Source organism: Jiangella gansuensis DSM 44835, assembly GCF_000515395.1.
In the GTDB taxonomy this organism is placed as follows: domain Bacteria; phylum Actinomycetota; class Actinomycetes; order Jiangellales; family Jiangellaceae; genus Jiangella; species Jiangella gansuensis.
Genome location: NZ_KI911782.1, coordinates 4476360 through 4497620, shown reverse-complemented (window position 1 = coordinate 4497620; position 21261 = coordinate 4476360). Strand labels below are relative to the sequence as shown.

The 21261-nt window shown below is 69.6% G+C and carries 21 protein-coding genes and 1 pseudogene; 15 read left to right on the top strand and 7 right to left on the bottom strand.

What is annotated here, in order from left to right; translation table 11 throughout:
* Positions 1-217: 217 nt before the first annotated feature.
* On the top strand, positions 218-1198 hold the full coding sequence (locus tag JIAGA_RS31455; RefSeq protein WP_084470408.1) for a ferric reductase-like transmembrane domain-containing protein: 981 nt from the start codon (positions 218-220) through the stop codon (positions 1196-1198).
* On the opposite strand, the gene JIAGA_RS0121055 is transcribed toward JIAGA_RS31455, so the two are convergent.
* Positions 1191-2393: a PucR family transcriptional regulator gene (locus JIAGA_RS0121055; RefSeq protein WP_169738915.1), complete on the bottom strand. Its 1203-nt coding sequence runs from the start codon at positions 2391-2393 to the stop codon at positions 1191-1193. The two genes, JIAGA_RS31455 and JIAGA_RS0121055, sit on opposite strands and share 8 nt — an antisense overlap.
* A gap of 88 nt (positions 2394-2481) precedes the next feature.
* On the opposite strand from JIAGA_RS0121055, the gene JIAGA_RS0121050 reads away from it, so the two are divergent.
* The 10 genes from JIAGA_RS0121050 to JIAGA_RS31435 all read left to right on the top strand — a co-directional run bounded on the left by JIAGA_RS0121050 (position 2482) and on the right by JIAGA_RS31435 (position 11844).
* Positions 2482-3708, top strand: a complete 1227-nt coding sequence (locus tag JIAGA_RS0121050) for a M24 family metallopeptidase (RefSeq protein ID WP_169738914.1) — start codon at positions 2482-2484, stop codon at positions 3706-3708.
* Positions 3705-4985 carry a threonine synthase gene (locus tag JIAGA_RS31450; RefSeq protein ID WP_157553382.1) on the top strand — a complete coding sequence of 427 codons (1281 nt, stop codon included), beginning with the start codon at positions 3705-3707 and terminating at the stop codon, positions 4983-4985. Before JIAGA_RS0121050 ends, JIAGA_RS31450 begins: the two co-directional genes overlap by 4 nt.
* A complete protein-coding gene (locus tag JIAGA_RS0121040) occupies positions 4972-5925 on the top strand; it encodes a carbohydrate ABC transporter permease (RefSeq protein WP_051426348.1) in 954 nt (317 codons plus the stop codon). The genes JIAGA_RS31450 and JIAGA_RS0121040 overlap by 14 nt, the downstream gene beginning before the upstream one ends.
* Before the next feature lie 2 nt (positions 5926-5927).
* Complete coding sequence (locus JIAGA_RS0121035) at positions 5928-6788, top strand: carbohydrate ABC transporter permease (protein WP_084469902.1); 861 nt, start codon at positions 5928-5930, stop codon at positions 6786-6788.
* Between the two features lie 32 nt (positions 6789-6820).
* Positions 6821-8149: an ABC transporter substrate-binding protein gene (locus JIAGA_RS31445; protein WP_051426347.1), complete on the top strand. Its 1329-nt coding sequence runs from the start codon at positions 6821-6823 to the stop codon at positions 8147-8149.
* Between the two features lie 61 nt (positions 8150-8210).
* Positions 8211-9743: an argininosuccinate lyase gene (locus JIAGA_RS0121025; RefSeq protein WP_026877169.1), complete on the top strand. Its 1533-nt coding sequence runs from the start codon at positions 8211-8213 to the stop codon at positions 9741-9743.
* 58 nt (positions 9744-9801) lie between these two features.
* Positions 9802-10470, top strand: coding sequence for a hypothetical protein (locus tag JIAGA_RS31440; RefSeq protein ID WP_157553380.1), 669 nt, complete (start codon positions 9802-9804; stop codon positions 10468-10470).
* Positions 10467-10967, top strand: a complete 501-nt coding sequence (locus JIAGA_RS0121015; RefSeq protein WP_084469900.1) for an RDD family protein — start codon at positions 10467-10469, stop codon at positions 10965-10967. The genes JIAGA_RS31440 and JIAGA_RS0121015 overlap by 4 nt, the downstream gene beginning before the upstream one ends.
* Before the next feature lie 167 nt (positions 10968-11134).
* The gene (locus JIAGA_RS0121010) at positions 11135-11362 is read left to right on the top strand and encodes a FitA-like ribbon-helix-helix domain-containing protein (RefSeq protein ID WP_026877167.1); all 228 of its coding nucleotides are present in this window, start codon (positions 11135-11137) and stop codon (positions 11360-11362) included.
* Complete coding sequence (locus tag JIAGA_RS31435; protein WP_084469898.1) at positions 11359-11844, top strand: type II toxin-antitoxin system VapC family toxin; 486 nt, start codon at positions 11359-11361, stop codon at positions 11842-11844. The genes JIAGA_RS0121010 and JIAGA_RS31435 overlap by 4 nt, the downstream gene beginning before the upstream one ends.
* Here the strand turns inward: JIAGA_RS31435 and JIAGA_RS36400 are convergent.
* The 5 genes and pseudogenes from JIAGA_RS36400 to JIAGA_RS34750 form a co-directional block, all read right to left on the bottom strand.
* A pseudogene (locus JIAGA_RS36400) lies at positions 11819-11950 on the bottom strand (MmcQ/YjbR family DNA-binding protein); the annotation flags it as partial. The gene JIAGA_RS31435 and the pseudogene JIAGA_RS36400 sit on opposite strands and share 26 nt — an antisense overlap.
* 222 nt (positions 11951-12172) lie before the next feature.
* Complete coding sequence (locus JIAGA_RS0120995) at positions 12173-12619, bottom strand: nitroreductase family deazaflavin-dependent oxidoreductase (protein ID WP_026877166.1); 447 nt, start codon at positions 12617-12619, stop codon at positions 12173-12175.
* Positions 12620-12740: 121 nt separating this feature from the next.
* Positions 12741-13181 carry a VOC family protein gene (locus JIAGA_RS0120990; RefSeq protein WP_026877165.1) on the bottom strand — a complete coding sequence of 147 codons (441 nt, stop codon included), beginning with the start codon at positions 13179-13181 and terminating at the stop codon, positions 12741-12743.
* 83 nt (positions 13182-13264) lie between these two features.
* A complete protein-coding gene (locus tag JIAGA_RS0120985; RefSeq protein WP_035812802.1) occupies positions 13265-13840 on the bottom strand; it encodes a dihydrofolate reductase family protein in 576 nt (191 codons plus the stop codon).
* 2 nt (positions 13841-13842) lie between these two features.
* Positions 13843-14259, bottom strand: a complete 417-nt coding sequence (locus JIAGA_RS34750) for a hypothetical protein (protein WP_035812800.1) — start codon at positions 14257-14259, stop codon at positions 13843-13845.
* A gap of 125 nt (positions 14260-14384) precedes the next feature.
* On the opposite strand from JIAGA_RS34750, the gene JIAGA_RS31425 reads away from it, so the two are divergent.
* From JIAGA_RS31425 to JIAGA_RS0120960, 4 genes are all read left to right on the top strand, one after another.
* Entirely contained in the window at positions 14385-17087 is a 2703-nt protein-coding gene (locus JIAGA_RS31425) for an ATP-binding protein (RefSeq protein ID WP_051426345.1), read from the top strand.
* A 162-nt stretch (positions 17088-17249) separates the two neighbouring features.
* A complete protein-coding gene (locus JIAGA_RS0120970; RefSeq protein ID WP_026877163.1) occupies positions 17250-17690 on the top strand; it encodes a VOC family protein in 441 nt (146 codons plus the stop codon).
* A gap of 117 nt (positions 17691-17807) precedes the next feature.
* Positions 17808-19373, top strand: coding sequence for a helix-turn-helix transcriptional regulator (locus JIAGA_RS0120965; RefSeq protein WP_026877162.1), 1566 nt, complete (start codon positions 17808-17810; stop codon positions 19371-19373).
* A 150-nt stretch (positions 19374-19523) separates the two neighbouring features.
* Entirely contained in the window at positions 19524-20114 is a 591-nt protein-coding gene (locus JIAGA_RS0120960; RefSeq protein WP_035812799.1) for a GNAT family N-acetyltransferase, read from the top strand.
* A gap of 73 nt (positions 20115-20187) precedes the next feature.
* On the opposite strand, the gene JIAGA_RS31420 is transcribed toward JIAGA_RS0120960, so the two are convergent.
* Positions 20188-21261 (bottom strand): 1-aminocyclopropane-1-carboxylate deaminase, encoded by a 1074-nt coding sequence (locus JIAGA_RS31420; RefSeq protein WP_051426344.1) that lies wholly within the window; start codon positions 21259-21261, stop codon positions 20188-20190.

The window sequence follows — 21261 nt, the reverse complement described above, 5'->3', positions numbered from 1 at the left end:
AGCTCCCGGCGCCAGGCCGATTGCTGGGCATGCCCTAGCGAAACGCTCCCGAAATGCCCTACTTTTCACGCCAATGCACGAAGGTCCGCTGCTGATTCGTTGAAAGCGGCATCGGCCGTTCCGACGTGGAAGGGTGCTGCCCGTGACCGACGCTCGAGAGCTTCGCACCCGCCGGTGGTTCGACTGGGCCGCCTTCCGCCTCGACCTCCGCGACTCCATGATCGACGGCGGCCTGGCAATGATCATCACCGTGGGCCTGTTCGCATGGTTCTACCAGCGCGTCGACACCGGCACCTCACCCACCGTCGAGGTGATGCCATTCCTCGCCGGCGGTGCCGACCTCTACTGGATGTACTGGCTGTGCCAGGCCTTCGGCTGGTCGGCCCTGCTGTGGGCCTGGATCACCGTCATGCTCGGGCTGACCCGGTCCAGCCGCCCCAAGCCCTGGCTACCGCTCTCCCCCACCCGGATCGAGAAGCTGCACCGCACCACCAGCCTCACCACCATCGGGCTGATGTTCGCCCACGCGTTCATGTTCTTCGCCGAGGAGGTACGCGGCAACGCCGAGGGTCTGGGCTGGGCCGGGCGCACCTGGCACGCCTTCGCCAACGCCTTCGTCCCCGGCGCCTACCCCAGCGGCACCGGCGTCATCGCCATCCTCATCGGACTGCTCGCGTTCTATCTGGCCATCCCCCTCGGCCTGGCCTACTACGCACGACGTTCCGTCGGCGCCAAGACGTGGCGCGTCCTGCACAGCACGATCATCGTCGTCTACGTACTGAGCGTCTGGCACACGCTGCTCTACGGCACCAACGTCTGGTACGACGGCTGGTTCCGCACCACCGTCTGGCTGCTCCAGCTGCCCGTGGCGGCACTGCTGATCACCCGCATCCTCTCCCCCGCCCACCGCCCGTCCAGCCGGCCCATCGACCAGGCGGGCCGCTGGATCGCCCGCATCGCCGTCACCGCCACCATCGTCACCATCCTCGTCGTCGCCGCATCCGGGAACGACGGCGGCCGGACCCGCGGCGTCGACGGTGCCGGGCTCAACGTCACGCCGGGCATGGTGTGGACCGGGCTGGCGCTGTTCGCCGTCGCCGCCACCCTCGCCGTCTACCGTGCCCACAACCTCACCCGACGCCGGCCGGACCCCGCCGACCGCGACGACGCCGAACCCGACAAGGCAGCGATCAGCTGAGATCGACAGCGCGAAGAGCCAACTCCAGCAGGACTGTGGACGCGGGGTCGGAGACGTCCCGGCCGAGGAGCGAACTGATCGTTTTGAGCCGGTAGGGCACGGTGTTCGGATGAACGAAGACCCGCCGGGCGGTCTCCCGGGCGGAGAGGCCGGACTCCACGTAGGCGCGCAGCGTGTCCAGCAGTTCTGGCCGGTCCATGATCGGGCGCAGCAGCTCGACGTACTGCTCCAGGACGTCCGGGCTGCGGATGAGCAACACCTCCGGCAACACGGTGTCGAACCGCACCACCCGTCCCGACCAACTCATTCGCAGCCCCACGTCGAGCGCTTCGCGGGCTTGCCGGCAGACGGCCGCCATCTGAGGCAGGCGCGCCGTCTTCTGACCGATGCCGACCAGGGCCTGGGGGTGGTGCGGTGACTGCCGCACCGCCGCCGCGATCTGCGCCTCCGCTGCCTCGACCGGAACCTTCAACGGCGCGATCAGCAGGGGGAACTCGTCGAGATGGCCGATGAGGACGCGCCCGACCGTCATCGGCGCCACCCGCGCCAGGATCAGCCGTTGCACCCGCACGTACGCCTGCGGCGCGGACTCGCCGTCCAGCGGGGAGGCGGAAACCGCGATCGCCAGGTGCTGAGCGTTCGGGTCCACGCCGAGGATCCGGGCGCGTTGGACGATGTCGTCGGGGTCGGCGGGCTGCGCGCCGGCCAGCCGCGCCACCAGGTCGCCGGTGAGCCGGTCGTAATGTGCGGTCACCTCGTCCTGCGTCTTGCGGTAGGTGTCGACAGACGTGCGGGTCAGCACCGCGAAGATCGACCCGAGCCACGCGACGCCGCGGCGCAGGTCGTCCGGTGCCAGAGAGTCCGCGCGCATGACGAGATGGTCGACCAGAACGCGCTGCACGGTCATCCACGACTGGGCCATGGCGTCGACCGGCACACCCTGTAGCGCTCGCGCCTCGCCGATCTGCTGGGCGGAGAGGATGGTGGCAGGGTCAGCGTCACCGACGTGGCGCAGACTCCCGGCCACGCCCCGCACGGTGTCCTCGAGGATGCCCGCGAGCTCGCTGCGAGAGATCCGCTCCTCGCTGTAACCCGGGATCCCCCAGACATATCGGAGGATCTCGTTCGCGAGGTCGGGCGCGGACTGCTCCATCCGCGCCGCCAATTGTGACAATGACACAACTGCGCTCGTCATTCGCTCCCTCCCGCTCACATTGTCACAGCATGCGACTCCGGCCACCATGAGCAGACCACAAATTCGGCAGATGGAAGGGGTGCGCGGATTGCGCACAGACACGTCGCAGGAGGCACTCGGCGCAGCGACGAGGCGATCGCCGGCGCTGGCCGATACCATCGCGATCCACGAGCGGCACGAGACGGTCCGACAACGCAAGCACCGGCTGCGCGCCCGGCTCGCCGAGTCGGAACTGGACGCGCTCGTCCTGACCAGCCCGGAAGCCGTCGACTACGCGACCGGGTATCGCAGCGTGTTCGGCTCTCTCCACCAGGGCTATCCGCTGGCGGCGGTCGTGACCGTGGAACGGACCTGGCTGATCTGCCCGGCCGGGGACGTAGCCGCCGCGGTGGACGCGGGCACCGACGTCGACGACCTGACCGTGCACGGCACGTTCTACTTCACCGGTGCCGAACGCATCGGCGTCCCCGACGCCCGGCACCGGTCCCTCGCCGCCGCGGTCGCGGATCGACTGGTGGCCCTCGGACAGGTGCGCATCGGCGCCGAGGGCTGGGTGGCGGAGACCTCACAGGTGCGGGGGGCCCTCCCCGAGGTCGCGGACGCCAACGCCTGGATGCTGTCGGTGCGATCGGTCAAGCTGCCCGCGGAGCAGCAACTCCTGCGACGAGCCGCCAACATCGCCGAGGCGGCGATCGATGCGGCCCTGGCCGTCGCCGAACCCGGTGTGGACGAACGCAGCCTGGCGCGGGTCGTGGCCGAGACAATGATCGCCCGCGGCGGCGATCCGCGGTACATCGTCGTGACGACCGGTCAGCGCAGCGCGCTGGGCGATGCCCCACCGGGCACTACCCGCTGCTTGCCAGGCGACCTGCTCCGGTTCGATCTGGGCTGCCAGCTCGACGGCTACTGGTCCGACATCGCGCGGACGGCGGTGCTGGTGGAGCCGACACCGGACCAGGAGCGGCGATACGGGGCGCTCCTCGAGGGGCTGATGGCCGAGATCGAGCTGGCCCGCCCCGGCGTTCGCGCCGGGGATGTGTTCGCCCGGGCCGTGGAGACGGTGGAACGTCACGGCCTGAGCCCGTATCGGCGGCACCATGTGGGTCACGCAATCGGGCTGTCCGTCTACGAACACCCGGTCGTCGGTCCCGGTGTGGATACGAGGATCGAGACCGGCGGCGTGTTCTCGCTCGAGACCCCGTACTACGAGTTCGGCTGGGGCGGCATGATGGTCGAGGACACCGGCGTGGTCACCGAATCCGGCTTCGAGCTCTTCACCAGCCTGGATCGCTCGTTGCGGGTGGTGGGAGCGTGACCGCGCGATATGCGGGCCACCTGGTCGCGCCGGGCGGCACTCGCCGGTACAACGACGAGGCCGCCTACGTCCCGGTGCCCGACCCCACCTCCGGGCATCCGGCCAACCTGACCCCCGTGTACGAGATCGTGCCAGGTCCGCTGCCGCTGGACGCCGACATGCCCGGGCTGTTCCGCTATCGAGACCTGTTGCCGCTCGCGCCGGCCGACCCGCCGGTGAGCCTCGGCGAGGGCGGCACACCGCTGCTCCCGCTGAGGTCACTGGCCCGGCGGTTCGGCGTGCGAGACCTGTGGCTGAAGGACGAGAGCCGCAACCCCACCTGGTCCTACAAGGATCGGCTGGCAGCCGTCGCGGTCACCAAGGCACGGGCCAGCGCGGCGGACACGGTCGTCGTCTCGACAACGGGAAACCACGGCGCGGCCGTCGCCGCCTACGCCGCAGCCGCCGGGCTGCGTTGCGTCGCGCTCACCCTCCACTCGGTCCCGCCGACGATGCGGACGTTGATGCAGGTGTTCGGCGCCATGGTCGTGGCCTACGACGATCCCGCAGACCGGTGGACGGTGATGCGGGAGGCGGTGGCGAAGCGCGGCTGGGTGCCGATGTCGTCGTTCACTCAGCCGCCGGCCGGGTCCAACCCGTTCGGCGTCGAGGGATACAAGACCATCGCCTACGAGCTTTTCCAGCAGCTTGGTCGCGTCCCGGACGTCGTGGTCGTTCCCACCGCCTACGCCGACGGCCTCGCCGGCATCCACCGGGGCTTCGCCGACCTGCGGGCATTGGGGCTGATCGAGCGGGCGCCCCGGCTGGTGGCGGCCGAGGTGTACGGGCCGTACGAACGGGCACTTCGGCACGGCCAGCCTCTGCCGGACCCGCTGCCGATGCCCGGCTCGGTCTCCTTCTCGACGGCAGTGGCCTACGCTACCGGCCAGGGCGTCGCGGCGTTGCGGGAGTCAGCTGGCGTCGCGGTGCCGGTCCGCAGCGATGACGAGATCATGTCGGCACAGCGCGACCTGGCCGCCACGGAAGGCATCTACCTGGAAGCCGCCAGCATCACCGCTCTACTCGCGGTGCGCCGCCTCCTGGCGGACGGGACGCTGCACCCACATGACGAGGTCGTCGTCATCGGCACGTCGAGCGGCCTCAAGGACGTTGCGGCGACCACGGCCGCCCTTCCCGGCCCGGTGTCCGCCTCGCCCACCCTGGACGCGCTCGACGACATTCTCGCGACGGTCCCCCACGTGGTCGGCCCCGTGGAGGCATCACATGACGATCACTGACATACCCCGCAACTCGCCGGACGACCTCGACCGGCGACGGCGGACGCGCACGACGCCCAGACGGCGCCGCCTGCGACGCCGGGCGACCCCCTACCTGCTGATCGCCCCGACGCTCGTCCTCTTCGCCGTCTTCCTCGCCTACCCCATCGGCAACGTCTTCTACTTCAGCCTGCGTGACTACAACATCACCCAGCCGTGGAACGACGGCTTCGTGGGCCTGGACAACTTCCGCGCGATGCTGGACGACGACCTCTTCTGGCAGAGCCTCATATTCAGCGTCAAGTGGGTGGTCGTCGAGGTCGGTCTTCAGCTCCTGCTGGGGCTCGGCGGCGCCCTGGTGCTCAACCAGACCTTCGTCGGCCGCGGCCTGGCCCGCGCGCTCATCTTCGCTCCGTGGGCCGTCTCCGGTGTCCTCACCACCGCGATCTTCAGCCTGGTCTACAACCCGGCGACGGGTGTCATGCGGGTGCTCTCGGCCGCCGGAATCGGCGACTCGTCCACGGCGGTCCTCAGCAACACCGACACGGTGTTCTGGGCGGCGGTGGTCGCCGAACTGTGGCACGGCGTGCCGTTCTTCGCCATCCTGCTGCTCGCCGCGTTGCAGACCGTGCCGCCCGAGCTGTACGAGGCGTCCGCGGTCGATGGCGCTGGGCGGTGGCACCAGTTCCGCGCCGTGACACTGCCGCACCTCAAGGAGACCATTGTCCTCGCGTCGTTGCTGCGCATCGTGTGGGAGTTCAACAACGTCGACCTCCTGTACTCCCTGACGGGAGGCGGTCCGGCCAACCAGACCACCACACTGCCGCTCTACATCGCCCGCACGGCGATCCACGACTACGACTTCGGCTACGGGGCGGCGCTCACCGTCGCGGCCTTCCTCGGCCTGCTGCTCATGTCCCTGCTGTATCTCCGGCTGGTCCGACTGGGGGACGAGGAATGACCATGGCACACACCGCGACCCGTCGCGCCGTCACGCCGCCAGCACGACGCCAGCGCCGCCGCGGGCGGATCCTGAGCATCTACCTGCCGCTCTTCGCTTACCTGGCGTTCACGCTGGTGCCGCTCTACTGGATGCTCGTCTACGCGCTCCGGCAGCCTGGCTCGCGGCTGTTCACACCGTTCCCGCTCTCCTGGGAGAACTTCGACGCGGTCCTCGGCAGCCTGAACTTCGGCGCGTTCCTGCGCAACAGCGCCGTCATCGGCGTCGGTACCGTCGTCCTGACCGTCCTGTTCGCGCTCATGGGCGGATACGCACTGGCACGCTTCAGGTTCCGAGGCCGCCGCGCCTTCCTGGTGCTGCTGCTGTGCACCCAGTTCGTTCCCGGAGCCATGCTGCTCATCCCCCTGTACGAGGTCTTCCGCGACCTCGGGCTGCTGAACTCCCTGCAAGGTCTCGTCGTCGCGAACACCGTCTTCCAACTGCCCCTGGCGATGATCCTGATGAGCGGGTTCATCCGCAGTGTTCCCGTCGAGCTCGAAGAAGCGGCGATGATCGACGGCTGCGGCCGGCTGCGCGGGTTCCGGCTGGTCGTGCTCCCCCTACTCGGGCCGGCGCTCGTCGCGGTCAGCTCGTTCGCGTTCATCGGTGCTTGGAACAACTTCTTGTTCGGCCTGATGTTCATCAACCAGCAGGAGCTGTTCCCGGTCCCGGTCGGGCTGAGCTACCTGGTCGGCGAACACAGTGCCGACTACGGCGCCCTCGCCGCCGGGGGCATGCTGTCGATTCTGCCCGTCGTGCTCGTCTTCGCCTACGTACAGCGCCACCTTGTCCAGGGCATGACCCTGGGCGCGGTCAAAGGCTAGTGCCACACCGAACTCCGTCGAGGAGGAATGCCATGCAACCCATCATCAGCATCCGCGGCCGCGTCCTGGCCGTGGTGACCGGCGCCGCCTGTGTCGCCGTCCTCGCCGCCTGCGGCTCCGACGACGGTACGGCCAGCGACGCCGACGGTACCGTCACGCTGGAGTTCTGGGACGACAGCGCCGGCGCCACGACCACCCCGCGATACGAGGAGCTGATCGAGCGGTTCGAGGCGGCGAACCCGGGGATCGAGGTGAGCTACCTCGGCCTGCCCCCGGGTGAGTCGCCGCAGAAGTACAACGCGGCCATCGCCAACGAAGCAACACCGGACATCGGCAGCGTCACGTCGAGCCGCCTGGGCGCCATCCTGGCCCAGAACGCGCTGATACCGCTGGACGATCGTCTGGAGTCCAGCGAGCTCAGCGGCTCGCTGCAGGAAGGGCTCCTCGACGGTTTGCGTGACATCTCGCCGGACGGCGCCCTCTATGCCGTCCCGTTCCGCGGCAACCTGGAACTGATGTGGTACCGCAAGTCCCTGTTCGCTGAGGCCGGCATCGACGTTCCGCAGACGTGGGACGAGTTCTTCGCCGCCGCCGAAACGCTGACCGACCCGGCCGCGGGCCGGTACGGGTACACGATCCGAGGCGGGGCGGGTGGCGTCTTCCAGGTCATGACCGAAGCCTTCGCCGCGTCTGGTGCCGCACCGTTCTTCGACGACGACGGTACGGCGAATCTCCGGCACCCGGACGCGGTGGCGCACATCGAGCGCATGGCCGAGATCTACGGCACGCACACACCCGAAGCCGACCTGACCAACGGCTACAGCGAGATGGTCGCCCAGTTCACCGAGGGCGAGATCGCGATGATGCACCATGACCTGTTCAGCGCCAGCACCCTGCGTACCGCGTTCGGCGACGACCTCGGCGCGTTCCCGTTGCCGCGACAGTCGGAGTCGGACCCGCACACACAGCTGATGTCCGGCGTACCCGGCTACGCCATCTTCGCCGGCAGCGACCACCCCGACGAGGCATGGGCCTTCGTCGAATTCCTGCTGTCCCACGAGAGCAACAGCTACCTGGTCGAGGCTTTCGGATCGGTGCCGGCGAACCTCGACGCCGCCCAGGACGAGTGGACGCTCGACCAGCCCGGCATCGTCGTGGCCAACGAGATCCTCGCCGATCCGCGGACCCAGACGCTCTTCGCGCCGATGTACCTGCCGGACTACTCCTCCATCGAGACGTCCCAGAGCGAGCCGGCGTACCAGAACGTCCTGCTGGGCGAGACGAGCGCCGAGGAGTTCGTCTCCACCATGGCGGAGACGTTCGAGACCGCGGAAGCGGAGTACCGCGACCGCAACGAGTGACCGCCGACCGTGCACGCGGCAACCCACCTGCCGCGTGCGCGCCTTTCAGGAGTAGCCGATCATGCCCCTGCAGCAACCCCACGCCACCTACCGCGGGTACCGCACCGCCGGCATCCGCCTCTCCGAGGAGTTGGACGCCTCTGCCGTGGTGCCCGGCATCAGCGACCCGGCCAGTTTCCTCGCCGCGGCGCACCGCTTCGACAAGGCACACGTCGTGATGCTGACCGAACGCGAGCTGATCCCCCGATCCGCGGGCGCGGCGATCCTGAATGAGCTACGCCGGCTCGAAAAGCACGACATCGTCGAGCAGCGGGCCCGGGTCGGTGGCGAACGGCACTCCGGCGAGCAGTACCTCATTCGTGCCCTAGGCGAGGACGTCGGCGGGCACATCAACCTCGCGCGCAGCTCAGGCGACCTCGGCGCCGTATCCCGCCGGATCGTGCACCGCGACCACCTGCTCGACCTGGTCGGCGAACTCAACGCACTGCGTGGTGCGTTGCACGAGCAGGCCACCGCGCACGTCGAGACCGTCATGCCCGGGTACACCCACGGCCAGGTGGCGCAGGCCACCACGTTCGGTCACTGGCTCGCCATGTGGGCCAACGTCTTCGCCCGCGACTGCGAGCGCGCCCTGGCGCTGTACCGGCGCCTGAACCTGTCGCCCGCCGGTGCCGGCATGCTCACCGGCTCCGACATCCCCGTTGACCGCGAGCGCACCGCACATCTGCTCGGCTTCGACGGCCCGATCCCGCACACCATGGACGCCATCCTCAGCCACGACACCGACTGTTTGGAGACGGCCGCCGTCCTCGGCATCGCCACCGCCAATCTCGGGCGTCTCGGCGACGACCTGCAGCTCTGGTTCTCGTCCGAGTTCGGCTTCGTCGACGTACCCGACCGCTTCTGCGGCACCAGCAGCATCATGCCGCAGAAGCGCAACCCCGACTTCCCCGAGGCCACCAAGAGCATCGCCGTGCTCGCCGTATCGGGGCTCACGTCGGCGTTCCTGGCTGAGAAGGGACCCACTGGACTGTCGTTCCGCGAGCGTCGCGTCACCGATGACACTCTCGACCGGGTGTTCACGCTGGCGATCGCCCAGCTGGCCGCGACCACCACGGTCCTGCGCGACGTCACCGTCGACGCCAACCGCACCCTCGCCGCTGCCACCGGCGGCTGGGCACAAGCCACCGATCTGGCCGCCGCCGTCAGCCGGCACAGCGCGCTGCCGTGGCGCAGCGCGCACCAGATCGTCGGGATTCTCGTCCGGCTCTGTGGTGAAAGGGGCCTCCTCCCCCAGGACGTCACCCCACAGCTCGTCGACGAAGCCGCCGTCGCCTACCTCGGCCGGCCGGTTGAGCTTCCCGAGATGATCCTGCGCGACGCACTCGATCCGCGTCAGGGCGTCGAACGGCGCACGCTCCTGGGCGGGCCCTCGCCACATGCCCTCCGGGCGGCTCTCGCCTCGCTCCAGCATTCCCTGGACCGAGACCGGGCCGAAGTCACCGCCGTCCGCAACCGCCTCGAGGGAGCCGCCGCGGACCTGGAACAAGCCATCGATGACATCCTCACCCGACCGTCACCGGACGGCCCGTAGAAGTCGCAGAACGCGGCAACGCACGCGTAGCCGTCACCGTGAGGGTCATACTGGCCAGATGAGCGTGACCCGTCCGGGCGCAGCGTCGCGTCGCATGGCCGCGCCGGCGCCGCCCGCCGTGCGGGCGTCGGACGCGGTGGTGGGCGCGGCGGCGACCGGCCGGGCCGCCGCCGTCCGGGTGGTCGAGTACGGCGCCGTCATGGTCGGCATCACGGCCCGTCTGGTGTGGCACGGCTCCGCGCCGGTTCGTGCGCTGGTGCCGCAGCACTATCGCGCGATGGTCCGGGAAGCCGCGGCGACGATTGAGGCCGACCTGCGCTTCCGGGTCGCCGAGCTGGCCCGGCGCGGTGACGTCGAGCGACAGCGGCAGGCAGCGCAGGTGTCCGAGCTGCTCGACCGGCTGGTCCCGCTGATCGTCGCCGAGGTCGTCGAGCGGATCGACCTGACGCACCTGGTCACGGAGAACGTCGACCTCGACGCGATCGCCGCGCGGATCGACGTCGACGCGATCGCCGACCGTGTCGACACAGAACGCGTCGTCGACCGGCTCGATCTGGCGGCCATCGCCGACCAGGTCCTCGACGAGATCGACCTGCCCGAGATCATCCGCAGCTCGACCGGATCGCTGGCCAGCTCCGTGGTCGTCGGTGTCCGCAAGCGCGGCATCGAGGCGGACGACGTCGTCGCCGGGGTCGTGGACCGACTGCTACGCCGGAACCGCCGATGACCACCGGACGCGGCGCGGACACCGAACACCACCTGTCCGGTGTGCCGAAGCAGGCCCGCAGGTACCAGGGCCAGCCGGCCGGCCTCGTGACCAGGCTGATCGCCGGCGCCGTCGACCTGGCCATGGTGCTCGTGCTCCTCGCTGTCGGCCTGCTACTGCTCAACGCCGCCGTCCTGGCGATCCGGCCACTGGCGTTCGAGCCGGTCCTGGTGCCGTTGCCGGTGATGCTGCTCAGTGGGTTCGTGATCTCGGTGGTGTACCTGACAATCGCTTGGGCGTCGACCGGCCGCACGTTCGGCGGCGCCGTCATGGGAACCCGCGTCGTGGACGCCGGCACCCGCGCACGCCTGCCCGCCAGGCGAGCCCTCCTGCGCGCAGCCACCTGCACCGTCTTCCCGATCGGCCTGCTGTGGACGCTGCTCACGCCGCAGCGGCGATCCCTGCAGGACCGGCTCGCCGGCAGCGCCGTCGTCTACCACTGGCTGCCGCCCGGCTGACCGGCCGCGCCGCGCATGGCCGCTTGCGGCCAGTACCGGCGGAACGACCGTGCCGGTCCTCCGCGTCACCGGGGCACACCCTGGACAGCGAACGAACGGTCCGCCCGTACACCGTGATGGCCACGTCGTGAAGTGATATCGTCGAATTGATATCGGAGGTGGTCACCATGGAGCAGATCTTGATCCGCAACCTTCCCGCCGGTACGAAGGCCGCGCTTCGCGTGCGCGCCGAGCAGCATCACCGGTCCGTCGAAGCAGAGGCGCGCGAGATTCTCGCCGAGAGCCTCGCGCGTGAGCCCGTCACCATCGTCGACCTGCTGAGCATGGACGAGGGCGCCGACATCGTGTTCGAGCCGGGGCGCTTGGGCCTGACGGCGCGTACCCCTGAGCTGTGAGGTACGTCTTGGACACCAGCGTGGTGTCCGCGCTGCGCGTCCGAGGGCGCAATCGGTCGGTGGAAGCCTGGGCGGCGGCTATTCCGGTGGCCGACCTGTTCGTGACGGCTACGACCGTCGCCGAGATCGAGCGCGGAATCGTCGCGAAGGAGCGATCCGACCCAGCACAAGGAGAGATCTTGCGCCGGTGGTTCGACGAGCATGTGCTCCCCACGTTCACGAACCGCGTACTGCCATTCGACCTGCCGGCCGCACGGATCCTTGCCACCTACGGGGTTCCCGAGCACGCGCCGTTCGACGACGCCCTCATCGCCGCAATCGCGCAGGCCGCCGAGATGACCGTCGCGACGCGGAACACCAAGCACTTCGAACCCCTCGGCGTCCGATGCATCAATCCATGGGACCCAGGGGGACCCATGTCGGCACACCCGGCCGCAGGCCGCATGGAGTATGGGCTCAGCCCGGGCCGTTCGGATGGGTGAGGTCGTAGGCGCGGGAGAGCTTCTTGGGGACGACCATGCGCCAAGCGTCGACGACCAGCTCGCGCGCCTCGGTCGGGCCCAGTGCCGCCAGCTCGGCGAGGACCCAGCGCCCAGCGCCCGAACGTCCTCGATCACCGCCATGCTCGGAATCCCTTGATCACCGGACGGGGCGGGCCGTTGGTCCGCACGCCATCCGTTACCTGCAGCTCGTTCTGCTCGGTCCGCCCATCGCAATCCTTCCGCAGTCACGTCCAAGAGGTCGACCGCGACCCCGGGGGACGGTGAGAACAACGCTAGGTGGGTCGCGGGCGTGCTTCGACGGGTTGGTTCAGTCTTGGGACGTGAGCAAGACGACCGGAATCTGCCGGTCGGTCTTGTGGGAGTAGTCCTCGTACAGCGGAAAGATCCGTACCATCTGGGGCCAAAGGGCCTCGCGCTCGGCCGGGGACGCCAGTCGGGCGCGGCCGGTGAAGCGGCGGGTACCGACCTGGACCCCGACGCTGGGGTCTGCTTTGAGGTTCTTGAACCAATCCGGATCCTCGTCGGCGCCGCCTTTGGAGGCGACCAGGACGAAGTCGTTCCCGGAGGTGCCGTAGATCAGGCACGTGCGTCGTGGCTGTCCGCTGGTGCGTCCTGTCGTGACGAGCACGAGCATGCGCACCCCGTTCGCTTCGTGTCCCTCGGATCCGCCCGAGGTGAGGTACGTCCGGGTCTGCTCCGCTACCCAGTCCCACTGTGAGTCGGTGGCGCGGTCGAGATCCGCGGCGGTGGCCATATAGGCATTCCTTCCGTTTCGTTGTTGTGTGCGGCGCCGGTCGCCCGTGCATCCAGAACGGAGCGGTCTGGTCGTTCCCGTATTGGCAACGGGCCCACGCACGTGGTGCTGCTCGCGCGCGTCAGCCGATCTGCTCGAACAGGGACACGATGATTCCTTCCGGCCCGCGCACGTAGGCCATCCGGACGCTGTTCTCATAGTCGCCGATGCCGCCGACGAGTCCGTACCCATTCGCGGCCACGGCGTTGACGGCCGCCTCGAGGTCGGCGACCTGGAAGGACACGTTGCGCAGGCCAATCTCGTTGGCCATCGCCGCGGGCGATCCGGGGACATGGTCGGGCGTGAGGAAGCTCGAGAGCTCCAGCCGGGATCCTCCGTCGGGAGGCCGCAGCATCGTGATCTGACAGCGTGCGCCAGGGATGCCGCAGACGGTCTCCACGAACTCGCCCTCGACAGTTCCGGTACCTTCGACTTCGAGTCCCAGCCCGACGAAGAACGCGGTCGCCGAGGCGAGGTCCGCGACGGTGATGCCGATGTGGTCGAAACGCTGTACGTGCGGCATGTGATCCTCCGACGTTCGTTCGTCTGATTCGGTGCAGGCACGGAGCTGCGGCCGGGCAGAATCGTGGACTGTGTGGACGCCATTCAGTTCTTGATCTCGTAGCGCAGGAGTCCCACGCCGTTCCGAAACGCGGTGGCCTCGAGCAGTGAGAGGTCTCGCCGGTCCTCGAACACGCGCGTTCCCCTGCCACGCGAGGCCGGGCAGACCAGCATCCGGATTTCGTCGACAAGGCCGGCGTCGAGCAGCGAACGCATGAGCGTCAAGCTCCCCCACAGCCAGATGTCCTTGCCGCTCTTCTCTTTCAGCTCACGGACGGTGGCGGCGGGATCACGGGTGACGGTCGCCGCGGGGAAATCGCCCCACGGCGCGTCGTCCAGGGTCGTGGAGGCGACGAACTTGGTGAGGTTGTTGAGCTTCTCGCCGTACTCGCCTTGCTCGTCGGCGTGGGGCCAGTAGCCCTTGGCCTGGTGGTAGGTGTTCGCACCGAGGATCATCGTGTCGACGGAGCCGATGAACCCCATGAGATCGGCCTTGAAAGGACTGGTGTCGGTTTCGGAGAAAGGCTCACCCGACACGAAGCTGAGCCCGCCGTCCTCTTCGGCTGCGACGTTGTCGACGGTCACCCACTGCTGGACGATGAGCTTGCGCTTGTCTGTCATGTTCAGGCTCTCCTTGGGTCGTGCTCTTGATTCGTCCTTCGATTGGCGGCTGCCGAAGAGTTCGACGTCCGGCGTTCGAGGCTCAGGCTGCCGGTGAGCCGTTCGGGCTCGGCTGAGTCAGCGGTGCGCTCGAACAGGCGGTACGAGCCGACCACCTCCCACAGCTCGGACGTGGGCGGCTCCGCTCCCCAGGCGCTGATGCCATCCTGGAAGTCGACGAAAGCCGGGATCGCGAGCAGTGGATTGCTGCCCTCCGGCGCATCGAGGATGGCGACGAAGGTGCCGTCGGGTCCCTTGCAGACCGCATACCCTGCGTCCGGCGCCGCGGCGGCGATCGCCGCGAATGTCCTGCGCGCCTCGACGGCGACCGCGTCGACGTTGTCCGCGTGGACCCGGGCTGTCACGATCACCAGGCTCATCACGGTCCTCCTTGTGCCTGCGTGCGTGGTTCCAATCTGCTGATCGCGGCTCCCGAGCGCATCAGTGGGCACCACTCAACGACCACGCACCCGCCACCTGTGCCCGGACGTGGTTTCCTTCTGGCATGGATCGGTCGTCCTTGCCCTCGGTCACGGATCGTGAAGCCGAGGTACTCGGCCAACTGTCGGCTGGCCGGTCGAACGCCCAGATCGCGCATGTCCTGCACATCTCCGTGCGGACGGTCGAGAACCACGTGTCATCCCTGCTCCGCAAGCTCGGCGCGAGCGACCGGCGCGAACTGGGGGCATTGGCCGGGCCGCAGGCGTCCGTTCCCGGCGGCGGGCCCGGACAAGTGGCCGGGCTTCCCCGCGGGCGAAGCACCTTCGTCGGCCGCCAGCCGGATCGAGCGGCGATCGTCGGCGCTCTCGACGACCACCGACTGGTCAGCGTGGTCGGGCCCGGCGGGATGGGCAAGACCCGCCTGGCGACGGTGGTGGCCGCCGAAAGCGCGCGGGGCTTTCCCGCAGGTGCCGCGTTCGTGGACCTCGTTCCGGTGCGGCCCGGTCTCGTGGCGGAGGCGGTGGCGAGCGTCCTCGGGGTTTCCGAGCTGCCGGACCAGGAGGTGAGCGGCACGATCGCAGGACACCTGGGGACGGGCAGGTTCCTGCTCATGCTGGACAACTGCGAGCACGTCGTCGACGAGGTCGGCTCTCTCCTCGGGACGCTACTCGACAGATGCCCGCACCTCGTCGTGCTCGCCACCTCCCGTGAGCGGCTCCGACTACCAGATGAACGGCTGGTGCGCCTGGGCCCACTGCCCACCGATCCCGACGGCGTACGCCTGTTCCTCGACCGCGCTCGCGCAGGGGATCCTGACCTGGAACTCGACCGCGAGGTGGTCGCGGACATCTGCGATCACCTCGACGGGATGCCGCTGGCGATCGAGATCGCCGCGGCGCGGGCATCGTCCTTGGGTCAGGACGGGCTCCGCGCTGCCATCAGCGACCACGTCCGCCTGGTGAACGGCGCTCGAGGCGTACCACCGCGTCACACGTCGTTGAACACCGTCATGGGCTGGAGCTACGACCTCCTGGACGACGCGGAGCGGTCGATGCTGCGAGGGTTGTCCGTGTTCGCGGGCAGCTTCGACCTCGCATCCGTCGCGTGGGTCACGGGTGCACCGGACACCGCGGCCGCGGCGGACCTGCTCGGACGCCTCGTCGACAGCAGCCTCGTCGTGCGGGCGACAACGACGGGAACCACCCGCTGGCGACTGCTGGAGACCGTCCGCGCCTTTGCCGACACCAAGACCGGCGGTGTGGAGCGGTCCGACCTGGTCGCGCGGCACCTGAGCTGGGCGATCGCCACCGCAACGAGGCTCGAGAAGGCCTTGGATGGTAGCTGGCTGACCGAGTTCGACGCTGTGGTCGACGACCTGCGAGAGGCGTTCGCGCGGTCGCCGGCCGCGCCCGATCCCGCGGGCCGTGAGTTGGCGCGGACGTTGGCGCATCTGATGTTCGCCCGCGGTTACGTCCGCGAGGCTCGCGAGCTGTATCTCGCCGCGGCCACCCGGACCGCGGACGACGGGGAGGCCTTCGACGACCTCCGCGATGCGGCCGAGGTCGCGATCGCCGGTTCGGACGTCCAGGCCGGCGTCGACCTGCTCATGCTCGCCGCCCGCCGGGCCGGTGACCACGGCAACGACGCGGCCGCCGCATGGGCGGCCGCCGTCGAGACCCGAGTCCGGTTCGGATACGAGTACCGGTCGGCCGGTGCGCCGGAACACCGATCGGAACTCCTGGACGCGGCGCAGCGTGAGGCGGACCCGGACGATCCGGTCGTCACGGCACTCGTCGCCACTGCGCGCGCCTGGCACGAAGGCGGCCTCCTCCGGACCGATCCGGCCGGCACCGCCGTGGCCAGAGCACGCGACGCGGGTGACCCGATCGTCACGCTCCGTGCACTGGACGTCCTGAGTGCGACCCTCATCGAGCAGGGCCACCTGCACGACGCACTCGAGATCGCCGGTGAGCGGCTCAGCCTGCTCAGGAGCCTGCCACGGCATCGCCCGGCGGCCGCCACCGAGATCTCGGACACGTTCCAGGTCGCGATCAACCTGGCCATCTCCACCGGCGAGCTGGACCTCGCGAGCGAGTTCCTCGACCGCGCCGAGGTGGAGGATCCCACCTCGAACCCGTACATCGCCATCCCGCGACGCATCGCCGTCCACACGCTCACCGGCCGGTTCGCCGCGGCCATCGACCAAGGCGCCGAGCTGTGGGACGCCTGGAGACGCGATGGCATCGACCGGCGCTGGCTGGCGCCCGCGTTCAATCTCGTCGCCCTGGCGCACGGCCTCGCCGACGACGGCGAGGACGGCGTGTGGCTCGAGCGAACGTCGATGGTGGCCATGGCCGACCTCGCACCGACCGATTGGATGACGGTCCGCGCAGCGTTCGTGCGCGCGAGGATCGCTCTGCACACCGGCGACCTCGCAGCGGCTCCACGCCTGGTCGACGCTGCTTTCGCGGCACCGCCCGGCTGGGCGCACCGGTCGGACGGATACGCGCGCGCCACCGGTGCCGAGCTGGCCGTCGCCGCCGGGCTTGCGGACGCCGAGGAACGGATCTACGCGGCCGAGCCGTACGCCGCAGAGAACAGGTGGGCCGCCGCGACTCTCGCCCGTGCCCGAGGCCGCCTCCTCGGACGCCATGAGGACCTGGAGACCGCGGCGGCCATATATGCCGAGGTCGGCGCCGAGTTCGAGCGCACCTCCACACTCCAGCTCATCGCCGCGCGATTTGCCGTCCCGCCGAAGGCACCGTGACGACCCTTCGTCAGGGAACGCAGCGACCGCTGGCGGCCAGGTATGCGCGTTGGCAGCAATCTAGGGGAGTACCACGAGGTTGCGGCTGGAACATGTCGAGATCCCGGCCTTGGCTCCGTCCCAGGATCGAAGCGACCAGATCACCAGTGAAGGATGGATCGCATGACACATGTACAACGCTTCGACCACGTCGGCATCACCGTTGCGGACCTGGAGACGGCGACGGCGTTCTTCGTCGGGCTGGGTTTCGAGGTCGAGGGCACCGGATCCGTAGAGGGCGAGTTCGTGGAGACCGTCTGCGGCATCCCTGGCGCGCACTGCAAGATCGCGATGCTGCGGTTGCCCGCCGGTGGAACCCGGCTGGAGCTCTCGAGCTTCCTCACGCCCGATCACGTCCCCGGATCGCCCGCGGCGATGGCCAACGAGCTGGGCCTGCGCAACGTCTCCTTCGAGGTCGGCGACCTCAACGCAGCCATCGAGGCTGTAGCTGCGGACGGGTACGGCCTCGTGGGTGGCGTCGGCGAGTACGAGGGCAGTGTCCGGATGGCCTACGTGCGCGGGCCCGAAGGGATCATCGTGTCCCTGTTCGAGCACATCGGCTGACGCGCGTCACTCGGCCGGGCCATGCGGCGCGGCACCGCGGCCTGTCACCCCTCGGCAGCGGCGAGATCGTGGTCCACGACGCCGACCAGCGTCCGCCATCGGGTGCACAATGGCCTCATGGAGCCGCTGGTGGCCCCGTCCTCGAGTGCCATATCGGCCTCCCCGGAGGCATTCGAGGCCCTGAGCTGGGAAGCCTGGTGGCGCAACGACGTCGAGGCCCTATTCGAGGCCAGAGAACGTGCGTACCGGGCCTACCGCGCTGCCGGCGACGACCTCGGCGCGGCTCGGATGGCGTGCTGGCTCGGCACCGACTCCGTCGATTTCCGGGGACAGACGGCGGTCGCCAGCGGGTGGCTGGCCCGGGCGCGTCGGTTGCTGGATGGGCGAGAGGAAACCCTCGAGTACGGCCTGCTGTTGATCCACGAGGCCGAGAAGGTGATGTACATCGGCGATACCGACACTGCGATCGCGGACGGTTCGGAGGCGCTGGCCCTGGCACGCCGCCTCGGCCACTTCGACCTCGAGTCCCTGGCGACCGCCACGATCGGGCTCGCGCAGGTCTTCGCCGGGCACGTCGACGAGGGCAGCCGGAGGCTCGAGGAGGCCGCCTCGGCCGCGCTTGCGGACGAGCTGGACCAAACGTGGGCGGCCGGCTGGTGCTGCTGCTACCTCATCTATGGCTGTGAGCAGGTCCGTGACTACGAGCGAGCAGTCCAGTGGTGCCGGAGCATCGAGGAGTGGGCTACGCGGAGATTCGGCGCGCTCCAGCACACCTGTCGTGCGCACTACGCCAGCGTGCTGGTCTGGCAGGGTGCCTGGGATGCGGCCGAGACCCAACTGACCGAGGCGATGCGAGCGCTCGTCGAGCTGAGGCCCCCGGCGGTTGCGGACGTCGGTGTCCGGTTGGGTGAGCTGCGACGTCGTCAGGCTCGGGCCGAGGAGGCACTGCGGCTCTTCGAGGAGGCGCCGGCACACCCGCTCTCGATCCTGGGCGTCGGCGAGCTGCACCTGGACGCCGGGGAGGTCCGGGCCGCCCGGGACCGAGCCGAGGAGTACCTCCGCGACGCCGCCTCCGGACCGGCGACTCCGCGGGCCGCCGGACTGGAGCTTCTGGCCCGGGCGGCCGCGGCAGAGGGAGATCTGGTGGCCGCGCGGGCTGCGCTGGCCGAGCTGACCGCGGTCTCCGAGCGCCTCGGCACGGATCCCAGCCGGGCCTCGGTCGCATGGGCGGCCGGCTTCGTAGCGGAGGCGGCCGCGGACCTCGGCGAGGCACGGATCGCATTCGAGGACGCGGCCCGGCTCTTCCACCGGGTCGGCGCACCGTGGGACGAGGCCCGCGCCCTGATGGCACTGGCCCGGGTGCTCGACCGGGACGGGCGGCCGGCGGACGCCGACCATCATCAGGCGCGTGCCGACGCACTCTTGAGCGGCTTGCACGGCCGCGCGCCCGAGCCTGCCGGTACCGAACCGTCAGGAGCTCGGTCGCCGCTGACGCCCCGAGAGCGTGAAGTGCTCGGCCTGATCGCCCGTGGCCTGACCAACCGCGACGTCGCCAGCGCGCTGGTGGTCAGCGAGCACACGGTGAACCGCCACATGACGAACATCCTGGGCAAGCTCGGCGCCGGGTCGCGGTCCGCCGCGGTCGCCCTCGCCCTGCGGGACGGGCTGATCGACAACGTGTGAGCCTCGGCGGACCCGAGTCTGCTGGCGGGAACACGCCATCCGTTCCGGACCCGGAGATTGGTGTCATCCTGCGACGCGGCCGCCGCGTCCGACGGCGCAGCCTGGGGGTCGAGAGCCCGTTCGGGCAGCACCGAAGAGGAGATGACAGCGATGAGCACCCAGACCATCACGGCACGCAGCGCCGGCCCAGCCGACACCGACACCCTCGCGGCAACCCTCGCCGAGGCGTTCCAGTCCGATCCGGTTCTCTCGTGGTGCTACCCGGACGTGGCGGCGCGAGCACGGATCCTGCCGACGGCGTTCCGCGTGATTCTCGAAGCGGCGATCCCCCACGGCGGGGTGGAGACCGCGCTCGAAGGCGCGGCGGCCTCGGTCTGGGTCCCGCCGGCCGCCGAGATCGACGCGGAACGGATGGCGGGCGACCTCGGCACGGCGTCCGAGCAGTACGCCGACCGCCTGCTGACGCTGATGGGCCTGCTCGACGAGCACCACCCGACCCACAAGGAGCACCAGTACCTCTTCCTCCTCGGCACCCGGGACGCCTGGCAATCCCAGGGCCTCGGCACGGCGCTGCTGCGCTCGGTCCTGACCTGGTGTGACCACGACGGCGTACCCGCCTATCTGGAGGCCACCTCGGAGCGCAACCGTTCGCTGTACGAGCGGCACGGCTTCGCGGTCACCAAGGTGATCCGGCTCCCCGACGGGCCCCCGTTGTGGTGCATGTGGCGCGAGCCGGTCTGACCGACCCCGGCAGCTGTTGCGGGCTCGGTGCGGGTCACCGCGCGGCGGCGGACCCCGGGGCCGCGAATGAGGGCTACGCGGTCCCGCCGACACCGCGCTCCTGCGATTCGATGGGGAGCGGACTGGTGTGGGTGAACAGGCTGCTGTACGCGTTCAGGGCCGGTTGGCCGCCGAGGTGGGCGAAGAGGACCGTCGATTCCGGCGAGATCTCGCGGGCGGTGACGAGGTCGATGAGGCCGGCCATCGACTTGCCCTCGTAGACGGGGTCGAGGATCACCCCCTCGAGCTGACCGGTGAGCCGGATCGCGTCGAGCGTGGAGTCCACCGGGATGCCGTACCTGTCCCCCGCCCAGTCGGCGAGGATCGTGATCTCGTCGTCACGCAGCGGCCGCTCCACCCCGATGAGCTTGGCTGTCGCGGTCGCGATGCGCGCGACCTGAGCGCGTGTCTCCTCGATCTTCGCGCTGGCGTCGATGCCGATCACGCGGCGTGGCCGGCCACCGGCTTCTTCGAGCGCAGCGAATCCGGCGATCATGCCCGCGTGGGTGGAACCGGTGACCGCGCAGACCACGATGGTGTCGAAGAAGATGCCCAGGTCGCGTTCTTGCTGCTCGACCTCGTAGGCCCAGTTCGCGAACCCGAGACCGCCGAGCCGGTGGTCGGAGGCACCCGCCGGGATGGGGTACGGTGTGCCACCGCGCTGCTTCACGTCCTCGATCGCGCGGGACCAGGACTCCTTGAACTCGATGCCGAAACCGGCCGGGTCGAGGCGGACCTCGGCGCCCATGATGCGGCTCAGCAGGATGTTGCCGACGCGGTCGTTGACGGAATCGGGCCAGTCGACCCAGTTCTCCTGTACCAGCACGGCTTTCAGGCCCAGCGACGCGGCGACGGCGGCGACCTGGCGGGTGTGGTTGGACTGGTACCCGCCGATGGACACCAGGGTGTCGGCTCCCTGCGCCAGCGCGTCGGGGACGATGTACTCCAGCTTGCGGGTCTTGTTGCCGCCGTAGGCGAGACCCGAGTTGCAGTCCTCCCGTTTCGCCCAGATCGACGCGCCGCCGAGGTGGGCGGTCAATCGCGGCATGGGGTGGACGGGGCTGGGGCCGAAGGTCAACCGGTGGCGGGGGAAATCGGACAGGGCCAT

Excerpts from the sequence above, each read along its gene's own strand:
- JIAGA_RS31455 (WP_084470408.1), top strand. The coding sequence starts at position 218 with ATGATCGACGGCGGCCTGGCAATGATCATCACCGTGGGCCTGTTCGCA.
- JIAGA_RS0121055 (WP_169738915.1), bottom strand. The coding sequence starts at position 2,393 with ATGACGAGCGCAGTTGTGTCATTGTCACAATTGGCGGCGCGGATGGAG.
- JIAGA_RS0121040 (WP_051426348.1), top strand. The coding sequence starts at position 4,972 with ATGACGATCACTGACATACCCCGCAACTCGCCGGACGACCTCGACCGG.
- JIAGA_RS0121035 (WP_084469902.1), top strand. The coding sequence starts at position 5,928 with ATGGCACACACCGCGACCCGTCGCGCCGTCACGCCGCCAGCACGACGC.
- JIAGA_RS31445 (WP_051426347.1), top strand. The coding sequence starts at position 6,821 with ATGCAACCCATCATCAGCATCCGCGGCCGCGTCCTGGCCGTGGTGACC.
- JIAGA_RS0121025 (WP_026877169.1), top strand. The coding sequence starts at position 8,211 with ATGCCCCTGCAGCAACCCCACGCCACCTACCGCGGGTACCGCACCGCC.
- JIAGA_RS31440 (WP_157553380.1), top strand. The coding sequence starts at position 9,802 with ATGAGCGTGACCCGTCCGGGCGCAGCGTCGCGTCGCATGGCCGCGCCG.
- JIAGA_RS0121015 (WP_084469900.1), top strand. The coding sequence starts at position 10,467 with ATGACCACCGGACGCGGCGCGGACACCGAACACCACCTGTCCGGTGTG.
- JIAGA_RS0121010 (WP_026877167.1), top strand. The coding sequence starts at position 11,135 with ATGGAGCAGATCTTGATCCGCAACCTTCCCGCCGGTACGAAGGCCGCG.
- JIAGA_RS0120995 (WP_026877166.1), bottom strand. The coding sequence starts at position 12,619 with ATGGCCACCGCCGCGGATCTCGACCGCGCCACCGACTCACAGTGGGAC.
- JIAGA_RS0120990 (WP_026877165.1), bottom strand. The coding sequence starts at position 13,181 with ATGCCGCACGTACAGCGTTTCGACCACATCGGCATCACCGTCGCGGAC.
- JIAGA_RS0120985 (WP_035812802.1), bottom strand. The coding sequence starts at position 13,840 with ATGACAGACAAGCGCAAGCTCATCGTCCAGCAGTGGGTGACCGTCGAC.
- JIAGA_RS34750 (WP_035812800.1), bottom strand. The coding sequence starts at position 14,259 with ATGAGCCTGGTGATCGTGACAGCCCGGGTCCACGCGGACAACGTCGAC.
- JIAGA_RS31425 (WP_051426345.1), top strand. The coding sequence starts at position 14,385 with ATGGATCGGTCGTCCTTGCCCTCGGTCACGGATCGTGAAGCCGAGGTA.
- JIAGA_RS0120970 (WP_026877163.1), top strand. The coding sequence starts at position 17,250 with ATGACACATGTACAACGCTTCGACCACGTCGGCATCACCGTTGCGGAC.
- JIAGA_RS0120965 (WP_026877162.1), top strand. The coding sequence starts at position 17,808 with ATGGAGCCGCTGGTGGCCCCGTCCTCGAGTGCCATATCGGCCTCCCCG.
- JIAGA_RS0120960 (WP_035812799.1), top strand. The coding sequence starts at position 19,524 with ATGAGCACCCAGACCATCACGGCACGCAGCGCCGGCCCAGCCGACACC.
- JIAGA_RS31420 (WP_051426344.1), bottom strand. The coding sequence starts at position 21,261 with ATGGCCCTGTCCGATTTCCCCCGCCACCGGTTGACCTTCGGCCCCAGC.